The 18,965-nt window shown below is 36.0% G+C and carries 18 protein-coding genes; 16 read left to right on the top strand and 2 right to left on the bottom strand.

Going from position 1 to position 18,965, the window contains the following annotated elements; translation table 11 throughout:
* Positions 1 to 158: 158 nt before the first annotated feature.
* Positions 159 to 2,210, top strand: a complete 2,052-nt coding sequence (gene htpG, locus K4L44_13955; protein ID QZE16012.1) for a molecular chaperone HtpG — start codon at positions 159 to 161, stop codon at positions 2,208 to 2,210.
* 170 nt (positions 2,211 to 2,380) lie between these two features.
* Positions 2,381 to 3,241: an endonuclease/exonuclease/phosphatase family protein gene (locus tag K4L44_13960; protein QZE13658.1), complete on the top strand. Its 861-nt coding sequence runs from the start codon at positions 2,381 to 2,383 to the stop codon at positions 3,239 to 3,241.
* Between the two features lie 93 nt (positions 3,242 to 3,334).
* On the opposite strand, the gene ppdK is transcribed toward K4L44_13960, so the two are convergent.
* A complete protein-coding gene (gene ppdK, locus K4L44_13965; protein QZE13659.1) occupies positions 3,335 to 6,067 on the bottom strand; it encodes a pyruvate, phosphate dikinase in 2,733 nt (910 codons plus the stop codon).
* Between the two features lie 1,063 nt (positions 6,068 to 7,130).
* On the opposite strand from ppdK, the gene K4L44_13970 reads away from it, so the two are divergent.
* From K4L44_13970 to K4L44_13985, 4 genes are all read left to right on the top strand, one after another.
* A complete protein-coding gene (locus K4L44_13970) occupies positions 7,131 to 8,141 on the top strand; it encodes a TolB-like 6-bladed beta-propeller domain-containing protein (protein ID QZE13660.1) in 1,011 nt (336 codons plus the stop codon).
* Between the two features lie 116 nt (positions 8,142 to 8,257).
* A complete protein-coding gene (locus tag K4L44_13975; protein QZE13661.1) occupies positions 8,258 to 8,467 on the top strand; it encodes a hypothetical protein in 210 nt (69 codons plus the stop codon).
* 181 nt (positions 8,468 to 8,648) lie between these two features.
* The gene (locus K4L44_13980) at positions 8,649 to 9,662 is read left to right on the top strand and encodes a TolB-like 6-bladed beta-propeller domain-containing protein (protein ID QZE13662.1); all 1,014 of its coding nucleotides are present in this window, start codon (positions 8,649 to 8,651) and stop codon (positions 9,660 to 9,662) included.
* Between the two features lie 134 nt (positions 9,663 to 9,796).
* Complete coding sequence (locus tag K4L44_13985) at positions 9,797 to 10,033, top strand: hypothetical protein (protein ID QZE13663.1); 237 nt, start codon at positions 9,797 to 9,799, stop codon at positions 10,031 to 10,033.
* An 84-nt stretch (positions 10,034 to 10,117) separates the two neighbouring features.
* On the opposite strand, the gene K4L44_13990 is transcribed toward K4L44_13985, so the two are convergent.
* Positions 10,118 to 11,383 carry a transposase gene (locus K4L44_13990; protein ID QZE13664.1) on the bottom strand — a complete coding sequence of 422 codons (1,266 nt, stop codon included), beginning with the start codon at positions 11,381 to 11,383 and terminating at the stop codon, positions 10,118 to 10,120.
* Positions 11,384 to 11,543: 160 nt separating this feature from the next.
* On the opposite strand from K4L44_13990, the gene K4L44_13995 reads away from it, so the two are divergent.
* The 10 genes from K4L44_13995 to K4L44_14040 all read left to right on the top strand — a co-directional run bounded on the left by K4L44_13995 (position 11,544) and on the right by K4L44_14040 (position 18,960).
* Positions 11,544 to 12,557, top strand: a complete 1,014-nt coding sequence (locus K4L44_13995; GenBank protein ID QZE13665.1) for a TolB-like 6-bladed beta-propeller domain-containing protein — start codon at positions 11,544 to 11,546, stop codon at positions 12,555 to 12,557.
* A 143-nt stretch (positions 12,558 to 12,700) separates the two neighbouring features.
* Entirely contained in the window at positions 12,701 to 12,937 is a 237-nt protein-coding gene (locus K4L44_14000; GenBank protein ID QZE13666.1) for a hypothetical protein, read from the top strand.
* A gap of 73 nt (positions 12,938 to 13,010) precedes the next feature.
* Positions 13,011 to 14,024: a TolB-like 6-bladed beta-propeller domain-containing protein gene (locus tag K4L44_14005; GenBank protein ID QZE13667.1), complete on the top strand. Its 1,014-nt coding sequence runs from the start codon at positions 13,011 to 13,013 to the stop codon at positions 14,022 to 14,024.
* A 139-nt stretch (positions 14,025 to 14,163) separates the two neighbouring features.
* Positions 14,164 to 14,400, top strand: a complete 237-nt coding sequence (locus tag K4L44_14010) for a hypothetical protein (GenBank protein QZE13668.1) — start codon at positions 14,164 to 14,166, stop codon at positions 14,398 to 14,400.
* Between the two features lie 73 nt (positions 14,401 to 14,473).
* A complete protein-coding gene (locus tag K4L44_14015; GenBank protein QZE13669.1) occupies positions 14,474 to 15,487 on the top strand; it encodes a TolB-like 6-bladed beta-propeller domain-containing protein in 1,014 nt (337 codons plus the stop codon).
* Between the two features lie 138 nt (positions 15,488 to 15,625).
* Positions 15,626 to 15,862, top strand: coding sequence for a hypothetical protein (locus tag K4L44_14020; GenBank protein QZE13670.1), 237 nt, complete (start codon positions 15,626 to 15,628; stop codon positions 15,860 to 15,862).
* 73 nt (positions 15,863 to 15,935) lie between these two features.
* Complete coding sequence (locus tag K4L44_14025; GenBank protein ID QZE13671.1) at positions 15,936 to 16,943, top strand: TolB-like 6-bladed beta-propeller domain-containing protein; 1,008 nt, start codon at positions 15,936 to 15,938, stop codon at positions 16,941 to 16,943.
* Positions 16,930 to 17,481 (top strand): hypothetical protein, encoded by a 552-nt coding sequence (locus K4L44_14030; GenBank protein ID QZE13672.1) that lies wholly within the window; start codon positions 16,930 to 16,932, stop codon positions 17,479 to 17,481. Before K4L44_14025 ends, K4L44_14030 begins: the two co-directional genes overlap by 14 nt.
* Positions 17,478 to 17,858 (top strand): DUF1573 domain-containing protein, encoded by a 381-nt coding sequence (locus K4L44_14035; protein ID QZE13673.1) that lies wholly within the window; start codon positions 17,478 to 17,480, stop codon positions 17,856 to 17,858. The genes K4L44_14030 and K4L44_14035 overlap by 4 nt, the downstream gene beginning before the upstream one ends.
* A 25-nt stretch (positions 17,859 to 17,883) precedes the next feature.
* Positions 17,884 to 18,960: an efflux RND transporter periplasmic adaptor subunit gene (locus K4L44_14040; GenBank protein QZE13674.1), complete on the top strand. Its 1,077-nt coding sequence runs from the start codon at positions 17,884 to 17,886 to the stop codon at positions 18,958 to 18,960.
* The last annotated feature ends 5 nt before the right edge of the window (positions 18,961 to 18,965 follow it).

Here is an 18,965-nt window from a genome sequence, read left to right on the forward strand (position 1 = left end):
TATATTTATATTGTGTGTGACATTTTGTCGCATCTGTCATATTTATTGTTGGTTTGGCAGTATTGCAAGCGACCAATTGTCGTTTTTTGTATTTGGCACACCATTTGTTTTGTCCTTAAATAGAAAATTTAAAAAACGTCTAACTATATATTGTTCGCATTATGCAAGGAAAAATAGGTGTTACTAGTGAAAATTTATTTCCGATTATTAAAAAGTTCTTATACTCGGATCACGATATCTTTTTAAGAGAGATTGTTTCTAATGCGGTAGATGCAACTCAAAAGTTAAAGACTTTAGGTTCTGTAGGTCAATACAAGGGTAATACAGAAAATCTTCAGGTGACTGTTTCTATCGATAAAGAAGCGCAAACATTAACTGTTTCTGATAACGGTATTGGTTTGACTTCGGAAGAGATGGACAAGTATTTGAATCAAATTGCTTTCTCTGGCGCGACAGAATTCTTAGATAAATATAAAGACGATGCCAATGCTATTATTGGACATTTTGGTTTAGGTTTCTACTCGTCTTTCATGGTATCTTCGAAAGTGGAAGTGGTATCTTTGTCTCACAAAGAGGGGTCTACTCCTGTTAAGTGGAGTTGTTCTGGTTCTCCCGAATACGCTATTGAGGATGCAATTCGTGAAGAGGTTGGAACGGATGTAATCATGCACATCAATGAAGAGTCGAAAGAGTTCTTAGAAGAGGCTCGTATTCAGACTCTACTAGATAAATATTGTAAATTTCTTCCTGTGCAGATCGCTTTTGGTGAGAAGACAGAGTGGAAAGAAGGAAAAGAGGTTGCTACTGGTGAGACTAATGTTATCAACGATACCAATCCTGCTTGGACCAAGAAACCTGCGGATCTAAAAGAGGAGGACTATAGTAAATTCTATCGTCAACTTTATCCGATGGGGGATGATCCAATGTTCCATATTCACTTAAATGTGGATTATCCTTTCAATCTTACTGGAGTTCTTTACTTCCCTCGATTGAAAAATAATGTGGAGATTCAGAAGAATAAGATTCAGCTTTATTGTAATCAAGTGTTTGTTACAGACCATGTAGAAGGTATTGTTCCTGAATTCTTGACTCTGCTTCATGGTGTGATCGACTCTCCAGACATTCCTTTGAATGTATCTCGTTCTTACCTACAGAGTGATTCTAACGTGAAGAAGATCTCAAGTCATATCACTAAAAAGGTTGCTGATCGTCTTCATGAGATCTTTAAAAACGAAAGAGAAGATTTCGAAGCGAAATGGGATGATCTGAAGATCTTTATTGAGTATGGTATGTTAAGTGAGGAGAAGTTCTACGAAAGAGCAATGAAGTTCTTCCTTCTAAAGAATACCGATGGCAAAGCTTTCACTTGGGAAGAGTATGAGAATCTTATCAAAGAGAATCAGACTGACAAGGAGAATAAAATGGTATATCTGTATGCTACAGATAAAACTGAACAGTACTCTTTTATTGAGGCTGCTAAAGCCAAAGGATATGACGTATTGTTAATGGACGATATGTTGGCTACTCCGATGTTGAACCAACTAGAGCAAAAGTTCCCAGAGAAACGTTTTGTTCGTGTCGATTCAAATGTTGCGGATAGACTTATTGAGAAAGAAAACGAGAATAAAGAAGAACTTTCTGCTGACCAGAAAATGGTTCTTAGCCCAATTTTCGAGGCTGTGACTCCTTCTGAGCAAGGCAACTTTATGATCGACTTTGAAGACCTTGGAGAGTCTGCTCAACCAATGGTGATCACTCAGAATGAGTTTATGCGTCGTATGAAAGACATGTCTGCAATGCAACCAGGAATGAATATGTACGGAGATATGCCAGATAGCTATAATCTTGTTGTGAATATTGCTCACCCATTAGTAAAGCAAGTATTTGAGCAAAAAGATACAACCTTAGGTTCTGATTTAGATCATTTTGCTTCGGATATCCAATCTAAGAAAACGGAGATCGAGAGCCTCAATAAGCTGAAAGAGGGTAAAAAAGAGGAGGAAGTGCCACAAGAGGAGAAAGATAAGATGACTGCTCTAAATGGAGAACTTTCAACGCTTGAATCTTCTCGTCGTGAGAAGCTTCAGTCTTTTGGTAAAGATTCTGACTTAGCAAAACAGATGGTCGATTTAGCCCTATTGGCAAACAATATGTTGAAGGGTAAAGCATTGAATGATTTCGTACAAAGAAGCGTGGATTTGATTAAATAATAAATCTTTTCTATCCGTTATATAAAATAAAAAGGGAGGGCTTTGGCTCTCCCTTTTTGTTTTTTTAGCATATCCAAAGGGAACTTATAGCTTATATCTTTTTTATGAGCACTCAAATGTGTAGTTTCGAAAAGAAGATTTATCCATGTATTTATTAAATAATTGACTATATGAAAAGAGGAGTTCTATTTAATCTATTGGTCTCTTTGGCAATCGTTTTGATAAGCACGTCTGCCCAAGCAAAGATAATTAAAACCAATAGTCGAGTGATGACTTATAATCTCCGTTACGACAATCCTCATGATGGAGACCAGTCATGGAGTCATCGAAAAGCGGGTGTCATATCTCTTATTAAATTTCATGGCCCTGAAATACTTTCCATTCAAGAAGGTTTACACCACCAAGTACAGGACCTAAAAGAGGGGCTTGAACACTACGATTATGTGGGGGTTGGTCGCGATAATGGAGACGAAAAGGGGGAGTATGCTGCCATTTTTTATGATTCAGAAAAGTATAGTAAGGTGGAGTCAGGTAACTTTTGGTTGTCTCCTACACCAAATAAAGCTTCCATTGGTTGGGATGCTGCTTGTATTCGTATTTGCACTTGGGTGAAACTAAGAGACAAGGTGACTAGACAACTTCTTTTTGTCTTTAATACCCACTTTGACCATGTAGGCAAAGAGGCACAGCGAAATTCGGCAAAACTTATTGTTGAGAAGATCGATAAATTAACCGAAGGAAGAGAGACACCGTTTGTATTGACAGGGGACTTTAATCTAACTCCAGATGATAAGTCAATTATTTATCTGTCTAAAGAGTTCAACGATTCAAAACAGGTAACACGTCGCAAACCTTATGGTCCTGATGGAACATTTAATAGTTTCGATTTTAACCATAAGTTAGACCAACGCATTGACTATATCTTCACTTCTTCTGAGGTGACTGTGGAGCGTTATGCAGTACTTTCAGATTCAAAGAATAGACATTACTATTCGGATCACCTTCCAGTATTGGTAGATATTCGTTATTAATAAAATGATTTGATTCGTATATAAAAACGGGAAGTAGCTCACTACCTCCCGTTTTTTTTATGCCTATTCAAAAATAGTAACGTGTTTCGTCGCTTATGCTATGGTTTCGTTATTTCTTTTTTTTTGTGTAATCTCCGCATGAGCAGAAGCCAATCTTGCTATCGGAACACGATAAGGAGAACAACTAACATAGTCCATATTGACTGTATTACAGAACATCACAGAACTAGGCTCTCCACCATGCTCTCCACAAATACCGACTTTTAGATTTGGTTTTGTATTACGTCCTTTTTCTGTTCCCATTCGTACCAATTGACCAACACCCTCTTGGTCTAACACCTCAAAAGGATCATGCTTTAAGATACCTTTTTCAATATATATTGGTAAGAATTTACCCACATCATCACGAGAATAACCAAATGTCATCTGGGTTAAGTCGTTGGTTCCAAAAGAGAAGAAATCAGCAATTTCTGCCACTTTATCTGCCGTAAGTGCTGCTCTAGGGATCTCAATCATGGTTCCTACAAGATAATCTACAGTCATGTTATTCTCTTCAAATACTTTTTTAGCAGTAGCATGGATAATATCTACCTGCATTTGAAGCTCTTTCACTGTACCAATAAGGGGAACCATAATTTCTGGTCTTGCATCGACACCCTCTTTCTTCAATTGGATTGTAGCTTCGAGGATTGCACGTGCTTGCATCTCTGTGATTTCTGGATAGGTATTTCCTAAACGACAACCACGATGACCCAACATCGGGTTAAACTCTTCGAGGTCATGTATCGTTTTTTGAATCTCCTCGATCGATATATTGAGCTCTTTAGACAACTCCTCTTGTTGTGCTACTTGATGAGGAACAAACTCATGTAGAGGTGGGTCTAATAGACGAATTGTTACGCCAAAACCCTCCATAGCTCTTAAGATTCCTTCAAAGTCTTCTCTTTGGAATGGAAGAAGCTTGTTTAATGCTTTGCAACGGCCTTCTGTATCCTTTGCAAGGATCATCTCTCTCATCACCTTGATACGTTCTCCATCAAAGAACATATGTTCAGTACGACAAAGTCCAATACCTTGAGCACCAAATTCACGTGCAATCTGGGCATCTTTAGGAGAGTCTGCATTGGTACGCACCTTCATATTTGCATACTTATCCGTTAATGTCATCAGACCCGAAAAATAACCATCTACAGAAGGTGCTTTGGTGTCGATCATACCATTATATACAAAACCAGTAGATCCATCGATAGAGATCCAATCTCCTTGTTTTAACTCCTTGCCATTTGCTTTAAATGAGCGATTCTTGTAATCGATATGAATCTCTCCTGCACCGGAGATACAGCATTTACCCATACCACGAGCTACCACTGCAGCATGCGATGTCATTCCTCCTCTTGCTGTAAGGATTCCTTGTGCAAGGTGCATCCCCTCTAGATCTTCAGGAGAAGTCTCGATACGAACCAAAATAGCTTTTTCATATTTTACTACTTCATCTGCAAAGAATACCACCTGTCCTGTCGCAGCACCAGGAGATGCTGGAAGACCTTTCCCAATTTTCTCTGCTTTTGCTACCGACTCTGTTTTAAATACAGGGTGAAGAAGTTCATCTAGTTTTGCAGGATCTACAGAGAGTATTGCCTCTTTTTCAGTGATTTTATTCTCTTCTAGAAGATCTAATGCAATTTTTACCATCGCTGGCCCTGTACGCTTACCATTTCTAGTTTGTAGAATCCATAATTTTCCTTCTTGGATCGTAAACTCTAAGTCTTGCATATCACAGTAGTGATCTTCAAGCTTCTGTTGTACTTTATTCAGTTCACCATAGATCTCTGGCATTGCTTCTTCTAGCGATGGGAACAGAGATACTCTAGTCTTTTCGTCTACATCTTGTAATTTAGCCCATCTTTGCGATCCCTCTTTGGTAATTTGCTGAGGAGTACGAGTACCAGCCACAACATCTTCTCCTTGTGCATTGACAAGATATTCTCCGTTGAAAATGTCTTCCCCCGTTGCTGCATCTCTAGTGAATGCTACTCCCGTTGCCGAGCTATTACCCATATTTCCAAATACCATGGCTTGGATGTTCACCGCAGTACCCCACTCCGCAGGAATGTTATTTAGGCGACGATAAAGAATGGCTCTATCATTCATCCAGCTGTTGAACACTGCTTCTATAGCCCCTTTTAGTTGTTGCCAAGGATCTGTAGGAAAATCCACTCCTAACTTAGAGTGAATAGCCTCTTTAAAAAGGCCTACCATCTCTTTTAAATCCTCTGTAGTTAGGTCGTTGTCACAATCAACTTTTTTTAGGTCTTTAATCTCTTCAATAATCTCTTCAAAAGGATCAATATCCTCTTTCGATTCTGGTTTTAATCCCATTACAACATCTCCATACATCTGTATGAATCGTCTGTAAGAATCCCAAGCGAAACGTTCGTTCCCTGTCTTCTTAGCAAGTCCTTCAACTGCTTGATCATTCAACCCTAGATTAAGGATTGTATCCATCATACCAGGCATAGATGCACGAGCTCCCGATCTAACGGAAACCAAACAAGGATTCATCTTGTCTCCGAAAGTGGTATTCGTAAGTTGTTCGATATGATGTACGGATTTTTCTAGGTCCTCCCAAATCATCTTCATGACTTGATCTGCTCCCTTTTCGGTGAAAAGAGTACACACTTCAGTTGTGATGGTAACTCCTGGTGGAACAGGAACTCCAATACGGTTCATTTCTGCGAGATTAGCACCTTTTCCACCTAAAAGGTCTCGCATGCTGGCTTTGCCCTCAGCTGCCCCATTTCCGAATGTATAAAAGAATTTATTCATAAATCAAGGTTTTTAGACGACCCCGACCTCAGCCACCTCCGCACATTTCACACTTATTAAACTCACATTAGGCTTTTGAGTTGGATCGTAGGATTATTTAGTTCTATAAATTTACAATGGATGTTTTATATTAAATAGAAATTTAATGTGTTGTAAAATAGGTTTTTATATGTCTTTAAGTATCTTTTTTTAGCTGTTAAAAAAGTATTTTATAAGGACTTTTTGCTATTTAGAACCCCATCTAATCAATTTCATGAATACAGAGAAGGAGTTCGAGAAATTGCAAATATTTATGTATAATATTAATGATGTCTATTTGAAGTAAAACACAACGAAAGTTTATTTTGTTTTTACTCGATGCTTATCCATAATGAATCCTCATAGAGATAATCGACTTCTCCTGTGTTGGTGTTGGAGCTTTTTTTAGATCTTCTTTCTAAGCACTCGTTGCCTAGATAACTTCTCTTATCCTGCTTGAACTATACGATTTTTTCTCATGAATCATGTTATTCAATATTTCGAGACTAATATATGCTCTTTATGTAGTGTATGTGTTCAGTTACTCAATCTCTACCCTCTCAAAATCCCCATCTTAGTATTGTTTTTTGTGATAATCTCATTCTAGATTGATTCGAGGTTCGGTTACCCTTTCTTTACCCTTCCCTTACCCTTTGTTTACTCTGAGGGTAACCAAACCCTAACCAATCCCTATACGAGAAGTATTTCAAATTCCTTTTTCTTATCAATAACATACTCATTATAAAATCTCTATGAGCTATGCGAGAGAAGGCGTATGAAATATGATTTTATACCTTTGGGTGTCGTTTTTAATCAAATTATTGTGTAAAAACAGATATAAATGTTAATTTGTGTTGTGTTTGTTTGTCATTTGTTGCTGAGGTCACAAGTTTTTGATGTAGAAAGTCAATGAATTTAAAGTTTGGGACAGTGAATGGTTCTATCCTGTAATAGAGGTGGATTTGGTATATCGTATCCCTAAAATTTAATCAATGACACATAGGCATTTTTGATTTTATTAAAAACTATACCATTACCTAATACCATGAAGAATTATCTATTTATACTATTGTTATCCCTTTTAACTTCCTGTAGTAATTCGCCTGATTATCGCTACTATTTGTCAGATGTCCCTTTAAAAGTGGTTTCCAAGAAAGGAACCCCTGTTGCGTTGAATGAGACAAGTTTTGCACGTAGGGTGATTTGTCAAGGTCGATATCTTGTATTTTATAATAGAGATAGGGTAGATCAATGTATTGCGATTTATGACTTGAGAACATTACAACCATTAGGATATACAGGAATTAAAGGCGAAGGTCCTGGAGAATTGACCTCTGCTGGAGAGATACTACCTCATAAAGATGGTTTTTTGATGATCGATTATGGGAAATACCTCCTCTACTATTTTAATATAAAAGAGGCACTCTCTAGTAAAAAATATCTTCCTCAAACGGTTGGATCTTTTAGAAAGACCCAAATTCCTGCAAATATTAATATGTTGAACGATAGCCTCTATTTTGGAAATAATATGCTCGTACTCAGTGGAAGAGATTATCAAGTGGATTTTGTGAAAGGAAATCTTTTTACTGGCGAGATAGAGAAAAAGATACAACCTAATCCAAAGGTGAATAGTCTCAAACTTTCTGCCTGTAGTTGTGCTCCTCCCCATCGCTATGTTGTAGCCTATTCACAGTACTACCTATTAACGTTTTACAATCGAAGTGGAGAGGTTATAAAAGAGGTTTATGGTGAAAAAGAGTTGAAGAAGAGACCCCGACACAACTATTTTGGAAAGCCATTTTGGGCTGGCAATGATCTTTTTGTTGGTCATCAAACTGGTTATAGCCATGTTAAGGATAAACGTGGACGATGGAAACAGACTGGTGCTGAGGAGATCCTTCATTTTGATTTAGAGGGTAACTATATAGAGACAATACGACTAGGTTGTACAATCTCTACTTTTGTGGTGATTCCCTCTTCCCACCAACTTTTGGTCCATTGTATTGATGGTGATAATCCGTTTATGTTGGTCTCTTATGAGCCTGTAATAAAGTAAATTTTGTAGTTATTGCGACATCTAAATTTTGTGAGTCTAAACCTTACTAAAATTCTTTCTTACATTTTTTGACTGTTTCATGACTGCTTTTATTATTAATTATATCAAAAATTTTAATGATGAAAAAGTTGCTAATATTATCTGTTTTTACTGTCTTTTGTCTGTTCTCTTACCTTCATGTAGAAGCGCAAGAACCTAGACAAACTGATCCTCCAGAGAAGGGTTTTTCATTAGGTTATTGCTCTCCTTCGATAGAGCATATCTGTTTCTCAGGTAAATATTTTGAATTGGGTTTTAGGGATGTCTACGAAGGCACCAGTGACTAATAATATAGCCTAATTTATTAAAAATAATTTTCTTGCATCGTACTTATCGGTGCAAGAATAATAGTCATGTAATACGAAGAGTCTCTCTTTCATCTTTTTTTCTTTCATGTCTTACCATCGTTACATTATCTAGGAGGATCAAGTGTATCCTGTATGATATCCATCATAAAAATTTAATACTATGAAATATTTTATATTCTTCCTCTTGGGAGTGTTTCTTTTATCTTGTCAAAATGAGATATCAAAGCAGTATTGCTTGACAGATATTTCAGAAAAAGTGGCTCATACTAATAATATTCCTGTAAATATTGATGAAAGCTACTTTTCCAGCCCTGTATTGTGTCAAGACAAATACCTTATTTTTCACAATCGTGATCGAATCGATCAATGTTTAGCCATTTATGATTTAGAGAGCCTAAAGCCTCTTGGCTATACAGGAATCAAAGGAGAAGGGCCAGGGCAGATTATAGAAGGGGGCAATCCGATGCCCTATAAAGATGGTTTCTTAGTATTTGATCTTGCCAAATTTATAATCTTCTATTTTAATATAGAAGAAGCTATTGCGGATAGAAATTATCTGCCAGAGACTTTCTGCTCGATAAGAGATCGAAATAATTTTCCTCTTCATATATCTATGTTAAATGATAGTCTCTATTTGGGGAGTAAGTGTACGTTCCCGAGTCCTTTAAACTATTATTTTAATTTTGTGAAAGGCAATATTTTGACAGGAGAAACCACAAATTTTTCTGATCTGAATCCAGCTTTGGACAGTGTGAAACTAAATTTTAATATTTGCTCTCCTCCCGGTCGTTTTGTGGTGGCCTATAGCGATTACCACCTCTTGTCTATCTATAATCGAAAAGGAGAAGTTGTTCGAGAGATCTACGGAGAGAAAGCGTTGAAGAAGAGAAAACGTAGATCTTATTTTGGAAAACCTCATTGGGCTGGAAATGATCTTTTTATCGATCATCATACGGGTTATAGCCATATTAAAGACAAAAGAGGTAGATGGAAAGATGTAGGTTCTGAAGAGATTTTACATTTTGATTTGGATGGAAATTATATAGAGACGATTCGTTTAGATCACAATGTTTCTACATTTACCATTTTCCCTTCTCGCAAACAGTTACTCGTATATTTGAAAGATAGTGATCATCCTTATGTTTTGGTGCCTTATGATCCCGTCGGTTCTTAAGCTTTCTTTAGTAAGTTAATTACCAAGGTTCTATTTGTCACTTTAGCTGACTCTTAGATGTTAAAAATCATGAATTATTTCTCGCTATATATATTTAAATGATAATCAAATATTAATCAATTAAAATTTTTAATATGAGGAAGTTATTTTTTGTATGTGTTTTTAGTGTATGTGGTTTGTTTGGCTTTTTAAATGTTGATGCCCAAAGATCGAATAGTGGTGAAGAAGAACCAAATATCTGGTGTCCGAATGGATGTATTTCAAAGGAAAAATCTCAGTGTTACTGTTATGGGTGGCATGCTGAAACAGAAGATTATGATTGGGGAGGAAAAGGTTCAAAAGGGACTGGCACTAGATCCAATGGCGAGTAAGTTAAGTCTAAAATGAATTGTCTTGGAGGATTGATCGTATCTTCCAAGATAATTACTATAATTGGCTACCTCCCGTTTTTTTAGTCAGAAATCTAGATTGAGTCTCATTTGTCCTACGTCTACTTGTGTCTGTTTACTCTGTATTATATGTTTTGTGTAAGCATTTGCCAATAAAATTTTAATTATCGTACTTATCTTATAATAGATAAAATTTCTGAGTTCAGATACCTTGTTTTTATCAAGTATCTTAATTTTGCTATCTAGCAACAATCTAAGATGCATGGACTCTAATGTGTTATAAAGGATTCCCATTGCAATGGTTAAAATTGCCAACATGCATTGCAGTCCATCAAACTTCTTTATTTGTATATTCTCTAAATCATAGCTTGATTTGATATGTCTATGGTATTCTTCTATTTTCCAACGAAAGCCATATGCTTGAAAAGCTTCACTAATAACTTCTGTTATTGTATGCTTAGGTGAGTTGGTTAATAACCAACATTTCCCTCCTGATTTGCGTTTTGTAGCAACAAGCCATAGCTCAAATTCCCTCTGCTTTATTCTATATTTAACCTTAACAGCACCACACTCAAAGTTTATCTTTTTACTTTTGTTTTTGCCTCTTTTATTGGCAGTTAATTCCATGAAGAATGGAATTTTTTTCCCAATTGTAGATACAGTAGTTTCTTTGCCTTTGTATATTAATTTGGTATTCTTTTTCAATCTGATTATGAAGTTATCTTGTTGACTAACAACATAATCCTTAATAATCTGACGATCAAATCCTCGATCAAACACACAAGTTACATTCTTTGAAATAGCATTATCTACTTCTTTTAATGCTTCGATTGCTTCATTATTTTCACTCTTGGCTCCATGATCGAAACTGTACAGCTTATTATACAAAGGTGTCATCTTATTGGCCTTATCAATATGTACAACATTCATAAGCCAATAACCTAATCCAACCTTATTTTTCTCATCTCCATCTTTTACAAAATCCAGACCTTCCATGGTCTTAGCATATTTCTTTTGAATATCTGATCCATCAAATAGAATGTAGTCTCCTTCATGAATTGTATCTGACACACAATCCATATGGCCTCTAAGAAGTTTTAAAAAGAAACCTTTTTTATTGTAATGATTTCGAAGCCTTTTGGTCGTTTGTTGTTTGTTTATAGAATCCCCTATAGCTGTTGCTATTTGATTGATAATAACAGACCCTGTCTTAAGAATACCTGTTGTTATCTCACGTGTACAACGTAATTCTGGTTTGGTTAAATGACTATTTAATTTACAAAAATATAGACTTAGCTTGTTCTGTATTTGTTTTGTAAGTATCTTGTTCATGAGCTAGGTTTTAAATGATTATGTTTTCACACTTAAAATAACATTTTTAATCTAGCTTTCCTCGTTTTTACACATGTATTATATTGTGAATGTCAGATACTTGCAGTAATAATACAACTTTTTTCGGGAGGTAGTCAAATTACTATAAATACCTAATACTATGAAATATTTTATATTATTTCTCTTGGGAGTGTTTCTTTTATCCTGTCAAAATGAGATATCGACGCATTATTGCTTGACAGATATTTCAGAGAAAGTGGTTCAACCCGAAGCATCTCCTTTAGAGCTTAATGAATCAGAATTTAGTTTGGCGACAGTTTGTCAAGATCGTTATTTGGTATTCCACAATGGAGATCGAATGGATCAATGTTTTGCCATATATGATTTGGAGACCTTAAAGCCACTTGGTTATACAGGAGTTGTAGGCGAAGGTCCTGGTGAAATTATTAATGGATGTACAGCATTGCCTAGTAGAGAGGGTTTCTTGGTTGTGGATTATAGCAAATATTTGATCTACTATTTTAATATAAAAGAGGCGATAGCAGATGATCATTATCTTCCTGAAACAGTTGGTTCTATTAGAGATCACAAGAATTTTCCAGGGCATATCTCCACGTTAGGGGATGAAACTTATTTTGGAAGTAATATATCTGTTACTAGTCCTTCTAGTTATTATGCGAGTTTTGTTGAAGGGAATCTTTTTACAGGAGAGACGAAGAAGGTATTAGACCCCAATCCTATCGTTGATTTATTTAAACTCTCTTTTAATATCAGCTCTTCTTCCGATCGTTATGTGGTAGCTTACTCTAAATATCATCTTCTATCTATCTATAATCGAAAGGGAGAAGTTGTTCGAGAGATCTACGGAGAGAAAGCGTTGAAGAAGAGAAAACGTCGGTTCTATTTTGGGAAACCTTGTTGTGCAGGAAATGATCTTTTTGTCGATCATCATACGGGTTATAGCCATATCAAAGACAAAAGAGGCAGATGGAAAGATGTAGGTTCTGAAGAGATTTTACATTTTGATTTGGATGGAAACTATATCGAGACCATTCGTTTAGACCATAATGTTTCTACATTTATCGTTCTTCCTTCCCGCAAGCAGCTTCTTGTTAATTTGAAAGATAGTGATCATCCTTATGTTTTGGTGCCATATGAACCCGTCGGTTCTTAAGCTTTCTTTAGTAAGTTAATTACCAAGGTTCTATTTGTCACTTTAGTTAATTCTTGAATGTTAAAAAACATCAATTAATTCTGTGTTTAAATATATATATATATTTAAACACTATTAAGTAATAATTAATTAAAATTTTTAATATGAGGAAGTTATTTTTTGTATGTGTTTTTAGTGTCTGTGGTTTGTTTGGCTTTTTAAATGTTGATGCTCAAAGATCGAATAGTGGTGAAGAAGAACCAAATATCTGGTGTCCGAATGGATGTATTTCAAAGGAAAAATCTCAGTGTTACTGTTATGGGTGGCATGCTGAAACAGAAGATTATGATTGGGGAGGAAAAGGTTCAAAAGGGACTGGCACTAGATCCAATGGCGAGTAAGTTAAGTCTAAAATGAATTGTCTTGGAGGATTGATCGTATTTTCCAAGATAATTACTATAAATACCTAATACTATGAAATATTTTATATTATTTCTCTTGGGAGTGTTTCTTTTATCCTGTCAAAATGAGATATCGACGCATTATTGCTTGACAGATATTTCAGAGAAAGTGGTTCAACCCGAAGCATCTCCTTTAGAGCTTAATGAATCAGAATTTAGTTTGGCGACAGTTTGTCAAGATCGTTATTTGGTATTCCACAATAGAGATCGAGTGGATCAATGTTTTGCCATATATGATTTGGAGACCTTAAAGCCTCTTGGTTATACAGGAGTTGTAGGCGAAGGTCCTGGTGAAATTATTAATGGATGTGCAGCATTGCCTAGTAGAGAAGGTTTCTTGGTTGTGGATTATAGCAAATATTTGATCTACTATTTTAATATAAAAGAGGCGATAGCAGATACAAAATATCTTCCTGAAACAGTTGGTTCTATTAGAGATCACAAGAATTTTCCAGGGCATATCTCCACGTTAGGGGATGAAACTTATTTTGGAAGTAATATATCTGTTACTAGTCCTTCTAGTTATTATGCGAGTTTTGTTGAAGGGAATCTTTTTACAGGAGAGACGAAGAAGGTATTAGACCCCAATCCTATCGTTGATTTATTTAAACTCTCTTTTAATATCAGCTCTTCTTCCGATCGTTATGTGGTAGCTTACTCTAAATATCATCTTCTATCTATCTATAATCGAAAGGGAGAAGTTGTTCGAGAGATCTACGGAGAGAAAGCGTTGAAGAAGAGAAAACGTCGGTTCTATTTTGGGAAACCTTGTTGTGCAGGAAATGATCTTTTTGTCGATCATCATACGGGTTATAGCCATATCAAAGACAAAAGAGGCAGATGGAAAGATGTAGGTTCTGAAGAGATTTTACATTTTGATTTGGATGGAAACTATATCGAGACCATTCGTTTAGACCATAATGTTTCTACATTTATCGTTCTTCCTTCCCGCAAGCAACTTCTTGTTAATTTGAAAGATAGTGATCATCCTTATGTTTTGGTGCCATATGAACCCGTCGGTTCTTAAGCTTTCTTTAGTAAGTTAATTACCAAGGTTCTATTTGTCACTTTAGTTAATTCTTGAATGTTAAAAAACATCAATTAATTCTGTGTTTAAATATATATATTTAAACACTATTAAGTAATAATTAATTAAAATTTTTAATATGAGGAAGTTATTTTTTGTATGTGTATTTAGTGTATGTGGTTTGTTTGGCTTTTTAAATGTTGATGCTCAAAGATCGAATAGTGGTGAAGAAGAACCAAATATTTGGTGTCCGAATGGATGTGTTGCAAATGAAGAAACTGAGTGTTACTGTTATGGGTGGCATGCAAAAACAGAAGATTATGATTGGGGAGGAAAAGGTTCAAAAGGGACTGTCACTAGATCCAATGGCGAGTAAGTTAAGTCTAAAATGAATTGTCTTGGAGGATTGATCGTATCTTCCAATATAATTACTATAAATACCTAATACTATGAAATATTTTATATTATTTCTCTTGGGAGTGTTTCTTTTATCCTGTCAAAATGAGATATCGACGCATTATTGCTTGACAGATATTTCAGAGAAAGTGGTTCAACCCGAAGCATCTCCTTTAGAGCTTAATGAATCAGAATTTAGTTTGGCGACAGTTTGTCAAGATCGTTATTTGGTATTCCACAATGGAGATCGAATGGATCAATGTTTTGCCATATATGATTTGGAGACCTTAAAGCCACTTGGTTATACAGGAGTTGTAGGCGAAGGTCCTGGTGAAATTATTAATGGATGTACAGCATTGCCTAGTAGAGAGGGTTTCTTGGTTGTGGATTATAGCAAATATTTGATCTACTATTTTAATATAAAAGAGGCGATAGCAGATGATCATTATCTTCCTGAAACAGTTGGTTCTATTAGAGATCAGAAGAATTTTCCTGGGCGTATCTCTATGTTAGGGGATAGCCTCTATTTTGGTAATAAGATAATTGTTACAAGTCCTTCTAGTTATTATGCAAGTTTTGTTCAAGGGAATCTTTTTACAGGAGAGACAGATAAGGTATTGGAGCCTAATCCTATCGTTGATTTATTTAAACTTTCTTGTAATATCAGCTCTTCTTCCAATCGTTTTGTGGTGGCTTACTCTAAATATCATCTTCTATCTATCTATAATGGAAAGGGAGAAGTTGTTCGAGAGATCTATGGTGAGAAAGCGTTGAAGAAGAGAAAACGTAGATCATATTTTGGGAAACCTTATTGTTCAGGAAATGATCTTTTTGTGAGTCATAATACGGGTTATAGCCATATTAAAGACAAAAGAGGCCGGTGGAAGTCTACAGGGAAAGAGGAGATTTTACATTTTGATTTGGATGGAAACTATATCGAGACCATTCGTTTAGACCATAATGTTTCTACATTTATCGTTCTTCCTTCCCGCAAGCAGCTTCTAGTGAATTTGAAAAATAGTGATCATCCTTATGTTTTGGTGCCATATGAACCCGTCGGTTCTTAAGCTTTCTTTAGTAAGTTAATTACCAAGGTTCTATTTGTCACTTTAGTTAATTCTTGAATGTTAAAAGATGTCAATTAATTCTGTGTTTTACATATATATATAAACACTATTAAGTAATAATTAATTAAAATTTTTAATATGAGGAGGTTATTTTTTGTATGTGTTTTTAGTGTATGTGTTTTGTTTGGCTTTTTAAATGTTGATGCCCAAAGATCGAATAGTGGTGAAGAAGAACCAAATATCTGGTGTCCGAATGGATGTATTTCAAAGGAAAAATCTCAGTGTTACTGTTATGAGTGGCATGCTGAAACAGAAGATTATGATTGGGGAGGAAAAGGTTCAAAAGGGACTGGCACTAGATCCAATGGCGAGTAAGTTAAGTCTAAAATGAATTGTCTTGGAGGATTGATCGTATTTTCCAAGATAATTACTATAAATACCTAATACTATGAAATATTTTATATTATTTCTCTTGGGAGTGTTTCTTTTATCCTGTCAAAATGAGATATCGACGCATTATTGCTTGACAGATATTTCAGAGAAAGTGGTTCAACCCGAAGCATCTCCTTTAGAGCTTAATGAATCAGAATTTAGTTTGGCGACAGTTTGTCAAGATCGTTATTTGGTATTCCACAATGGAGATCGAATGGATCAATGTTTTGCCATATATGATTTGGAGACCTTAAAGCCACTTGGTTATACAGGAGTTGTAGGCGAAGGTCCTGGTGAAATTATTAATGGATGTACAGCATTGCCTAGTAGAGAGGGTTTCTTGGTTGTGGATTATAGCAAATATTTGATCTACTATTTTAATATAAAAGAGGCGATAGCAGATGATCATTATCTTCCTGAAACAGTTGGTTCTATTAGAGATCACAAGAATTTTCCAGGGCATATCTCCACGTTAGGGGATGAAACTTATTTTGGAAGTAATATATCTGTTACTAGTCCTTCTAGTTATTATGCGAGTTTTGTTGAAGGGAATCTTTTTACAGGAGAGACGAAGAAGGTATTAGACCCCAATCCTATCGTTGATTTATTTAAACTCTCTTTTAATATCAGCTCTTCTTCCGATCGTTATGTGGTAGCTTACTCTAAATATCATCTTCTATCTATCTATAATCGAAAGGGAGAAGTTGTTCGAGAGATCTACGGAGAGAAAGCGTTGAAGAAGAGAAAACGTCGGTTCTATTTTGGGAAACCTTGTTGTGCAGGAAATGATCTTTTTGTCGATCATCATACGGGTTATAGCCATATCAAAGACAAAAGAGGCAGATGGAAAGATGTAGGTTCTGAAGAGATTTTACATTTTGATTTGGATGGAAACTATATCGAGACCATTCGTTTAGACCATAATGTTTCTACATTTATCGTTCTTCCTTCCCGCAAGCAGCTTCTTGTGAATTTGAAAGATAGTGATCATCCTTATGTTTTGGTGCCATATGAACCGGTTTAAAAGTATTTGCCTAATAATCATATTAACCACTCTTTTTATTGGGTGTAAAGAGAGTTATCAAAGTCCTTTTATCGGGAAGAAGATTCATTTCGATCCACAATTGAAATATATTTCTGACTCTGCTCGTATTCGGGATATTCCGAATCGGTTCATGGGGGGTACGTATCGTTTTTTTACCATTCATGATGCGATATGTCCCAAATGTATATATGGGAAATTGAATATGGTAGATAGAGCGCTTTATTCGGGTATCCATCATATGGATAAGATAGAGGTGGTTCATGTGTTGAATATCTCTAGATCGGATTCTATCTATTTTGTGAACAGAATGTACGAAAAGGTGGATGTGAAAGGAGTATTGTTGTGGGATAGAAACTTTATTTTTGAAGAGACAAACGAACTCTTCACTCCTAACGAGACAGAGCGTGTGCTCTTTGTGGATCCTAATAATCAAGTGTTGCAGACTGGCGATCCATTAATGGATCGTGATGCCATCGATCGGTATAATGCCATCATTGATACAATAAGAGGGTTATGAGATGGATAATTGGCATAGTTTTTTTATATTTATTAACAAATTGTAGTGTCTCTCCAAAATTAGAACTTGGAGGTGTAGGAGTGGGCGATTTTGGTTCCAATCAGACCATATGGATTGAGAGCTCGCATTTGCCTACCCAATTTGAGGTGCATTATTGGATAAGAAACCGTTCGAAGTCACCTATTTCGATATATCGAATCTCCTCCTCCTGTGGCTGTGTATCTCCAATGTGGGATATGCATCCTGTGATGCCTGGAGATAGTACCTTTGTAAAGGTTGTCATCGAGCAAGAGAAGAAACAACAGATGCTGAAGAGGTGCTTGATAAAGCATAGTGGCACAGTAATCCATGACACTCTTTTATTTAAATCAAGATAGTGTAATAACCGAACCTAGAGGTGTTATGAGAAAAATAATATTTGTGATAACTGTTTTTATCGGAGCTTTCGCTTTTTTAGGCTGCTCCAATGATGATAAGGTGAAAGAGTCTTCAAAAGATAGTTCTGTTGCGCGAGATGTGGCAGTTCCTGTGAATGTTGCAGTGATTAAAAAACAGTCTTTTGACCACACTTTTAGATTCCAAGGCGTGGTGAAGGCTTCGAAGAATATTGTGGTCTCTTGCTCCTCTACTGGAGTGGTTCACTTTAAGAGAGAGATAGGGCAATCTGTAAAGAAAGGAGAGGTGATCGTATCGATGTCGAGTTTAGAGTTAAGGGATCGATTGGATCAGGCAAAGATTCAGTTAGACAAATCCAATCTAAGTTATATGAACTCCCTGTTAGGAAGGGTTCATCAACTAAAAGATTCCGTTAAATTAGACAAGGGCTTAAGAGGCTATTTAGAGTTACAGTCAGGCCTTACGGAGTCAAAAAGAGAATATGCTTCGCTGTTGAGACAGTTTAAAAGTCTACAGATATGTGCTTCTTTTGATGGACAGATAACAGAAGTTCTTGTGTCGGATATGCAAAAATGTCGCACTGGAACAGAGCTATTTCGTTATGTTCCTCAAAAAGATTATCAGGTTTCCTTCAAAATATTGGAGAGCGATCTTCAAAGTATTCACCTGAATGATACCATTGAAGTGGATTTGATCGCCTCAAACCAAAAGGTGTATGGAAAAGTAAAACAGATCTCTCCACAAGTAGATGGTTATGGTTTTATCCATGTCGTTGGTACACTTACTCCTAAATCGTCGACCGTTTTGATGGATGGCATGCATGCGACCATCTCCGTAAAACATACGATGAAAGATCAAGTTGTGGTTCCAAAAGAGGTGGTTCTTCGTCGTTCTGGAAAACGGATTGTATTTGTAAAGCATGGAAAAGAGGCTGCTTGGAAGTATGTCCATATTAAGGGTGAGAATGACCATGCGATCTGTATTGAGAAAGGTTTGAAGGCTGGAGATTCATTGATTGTTTCCAATTATGTGAATTTGGCCCATCACTCCGATATCGTTTTAGATCATATTATTGAACTATAATCAAA

Source organism: Prolixibacteraceae bacterium, from assembly GCA_019720755.1.
GTDB lineage: Bacteria > Bacteroidota > Bacteroidia > Bacteroidales > Prolixibacteraceae > Halosquirtibacter > Halosquirtibacter laminarini.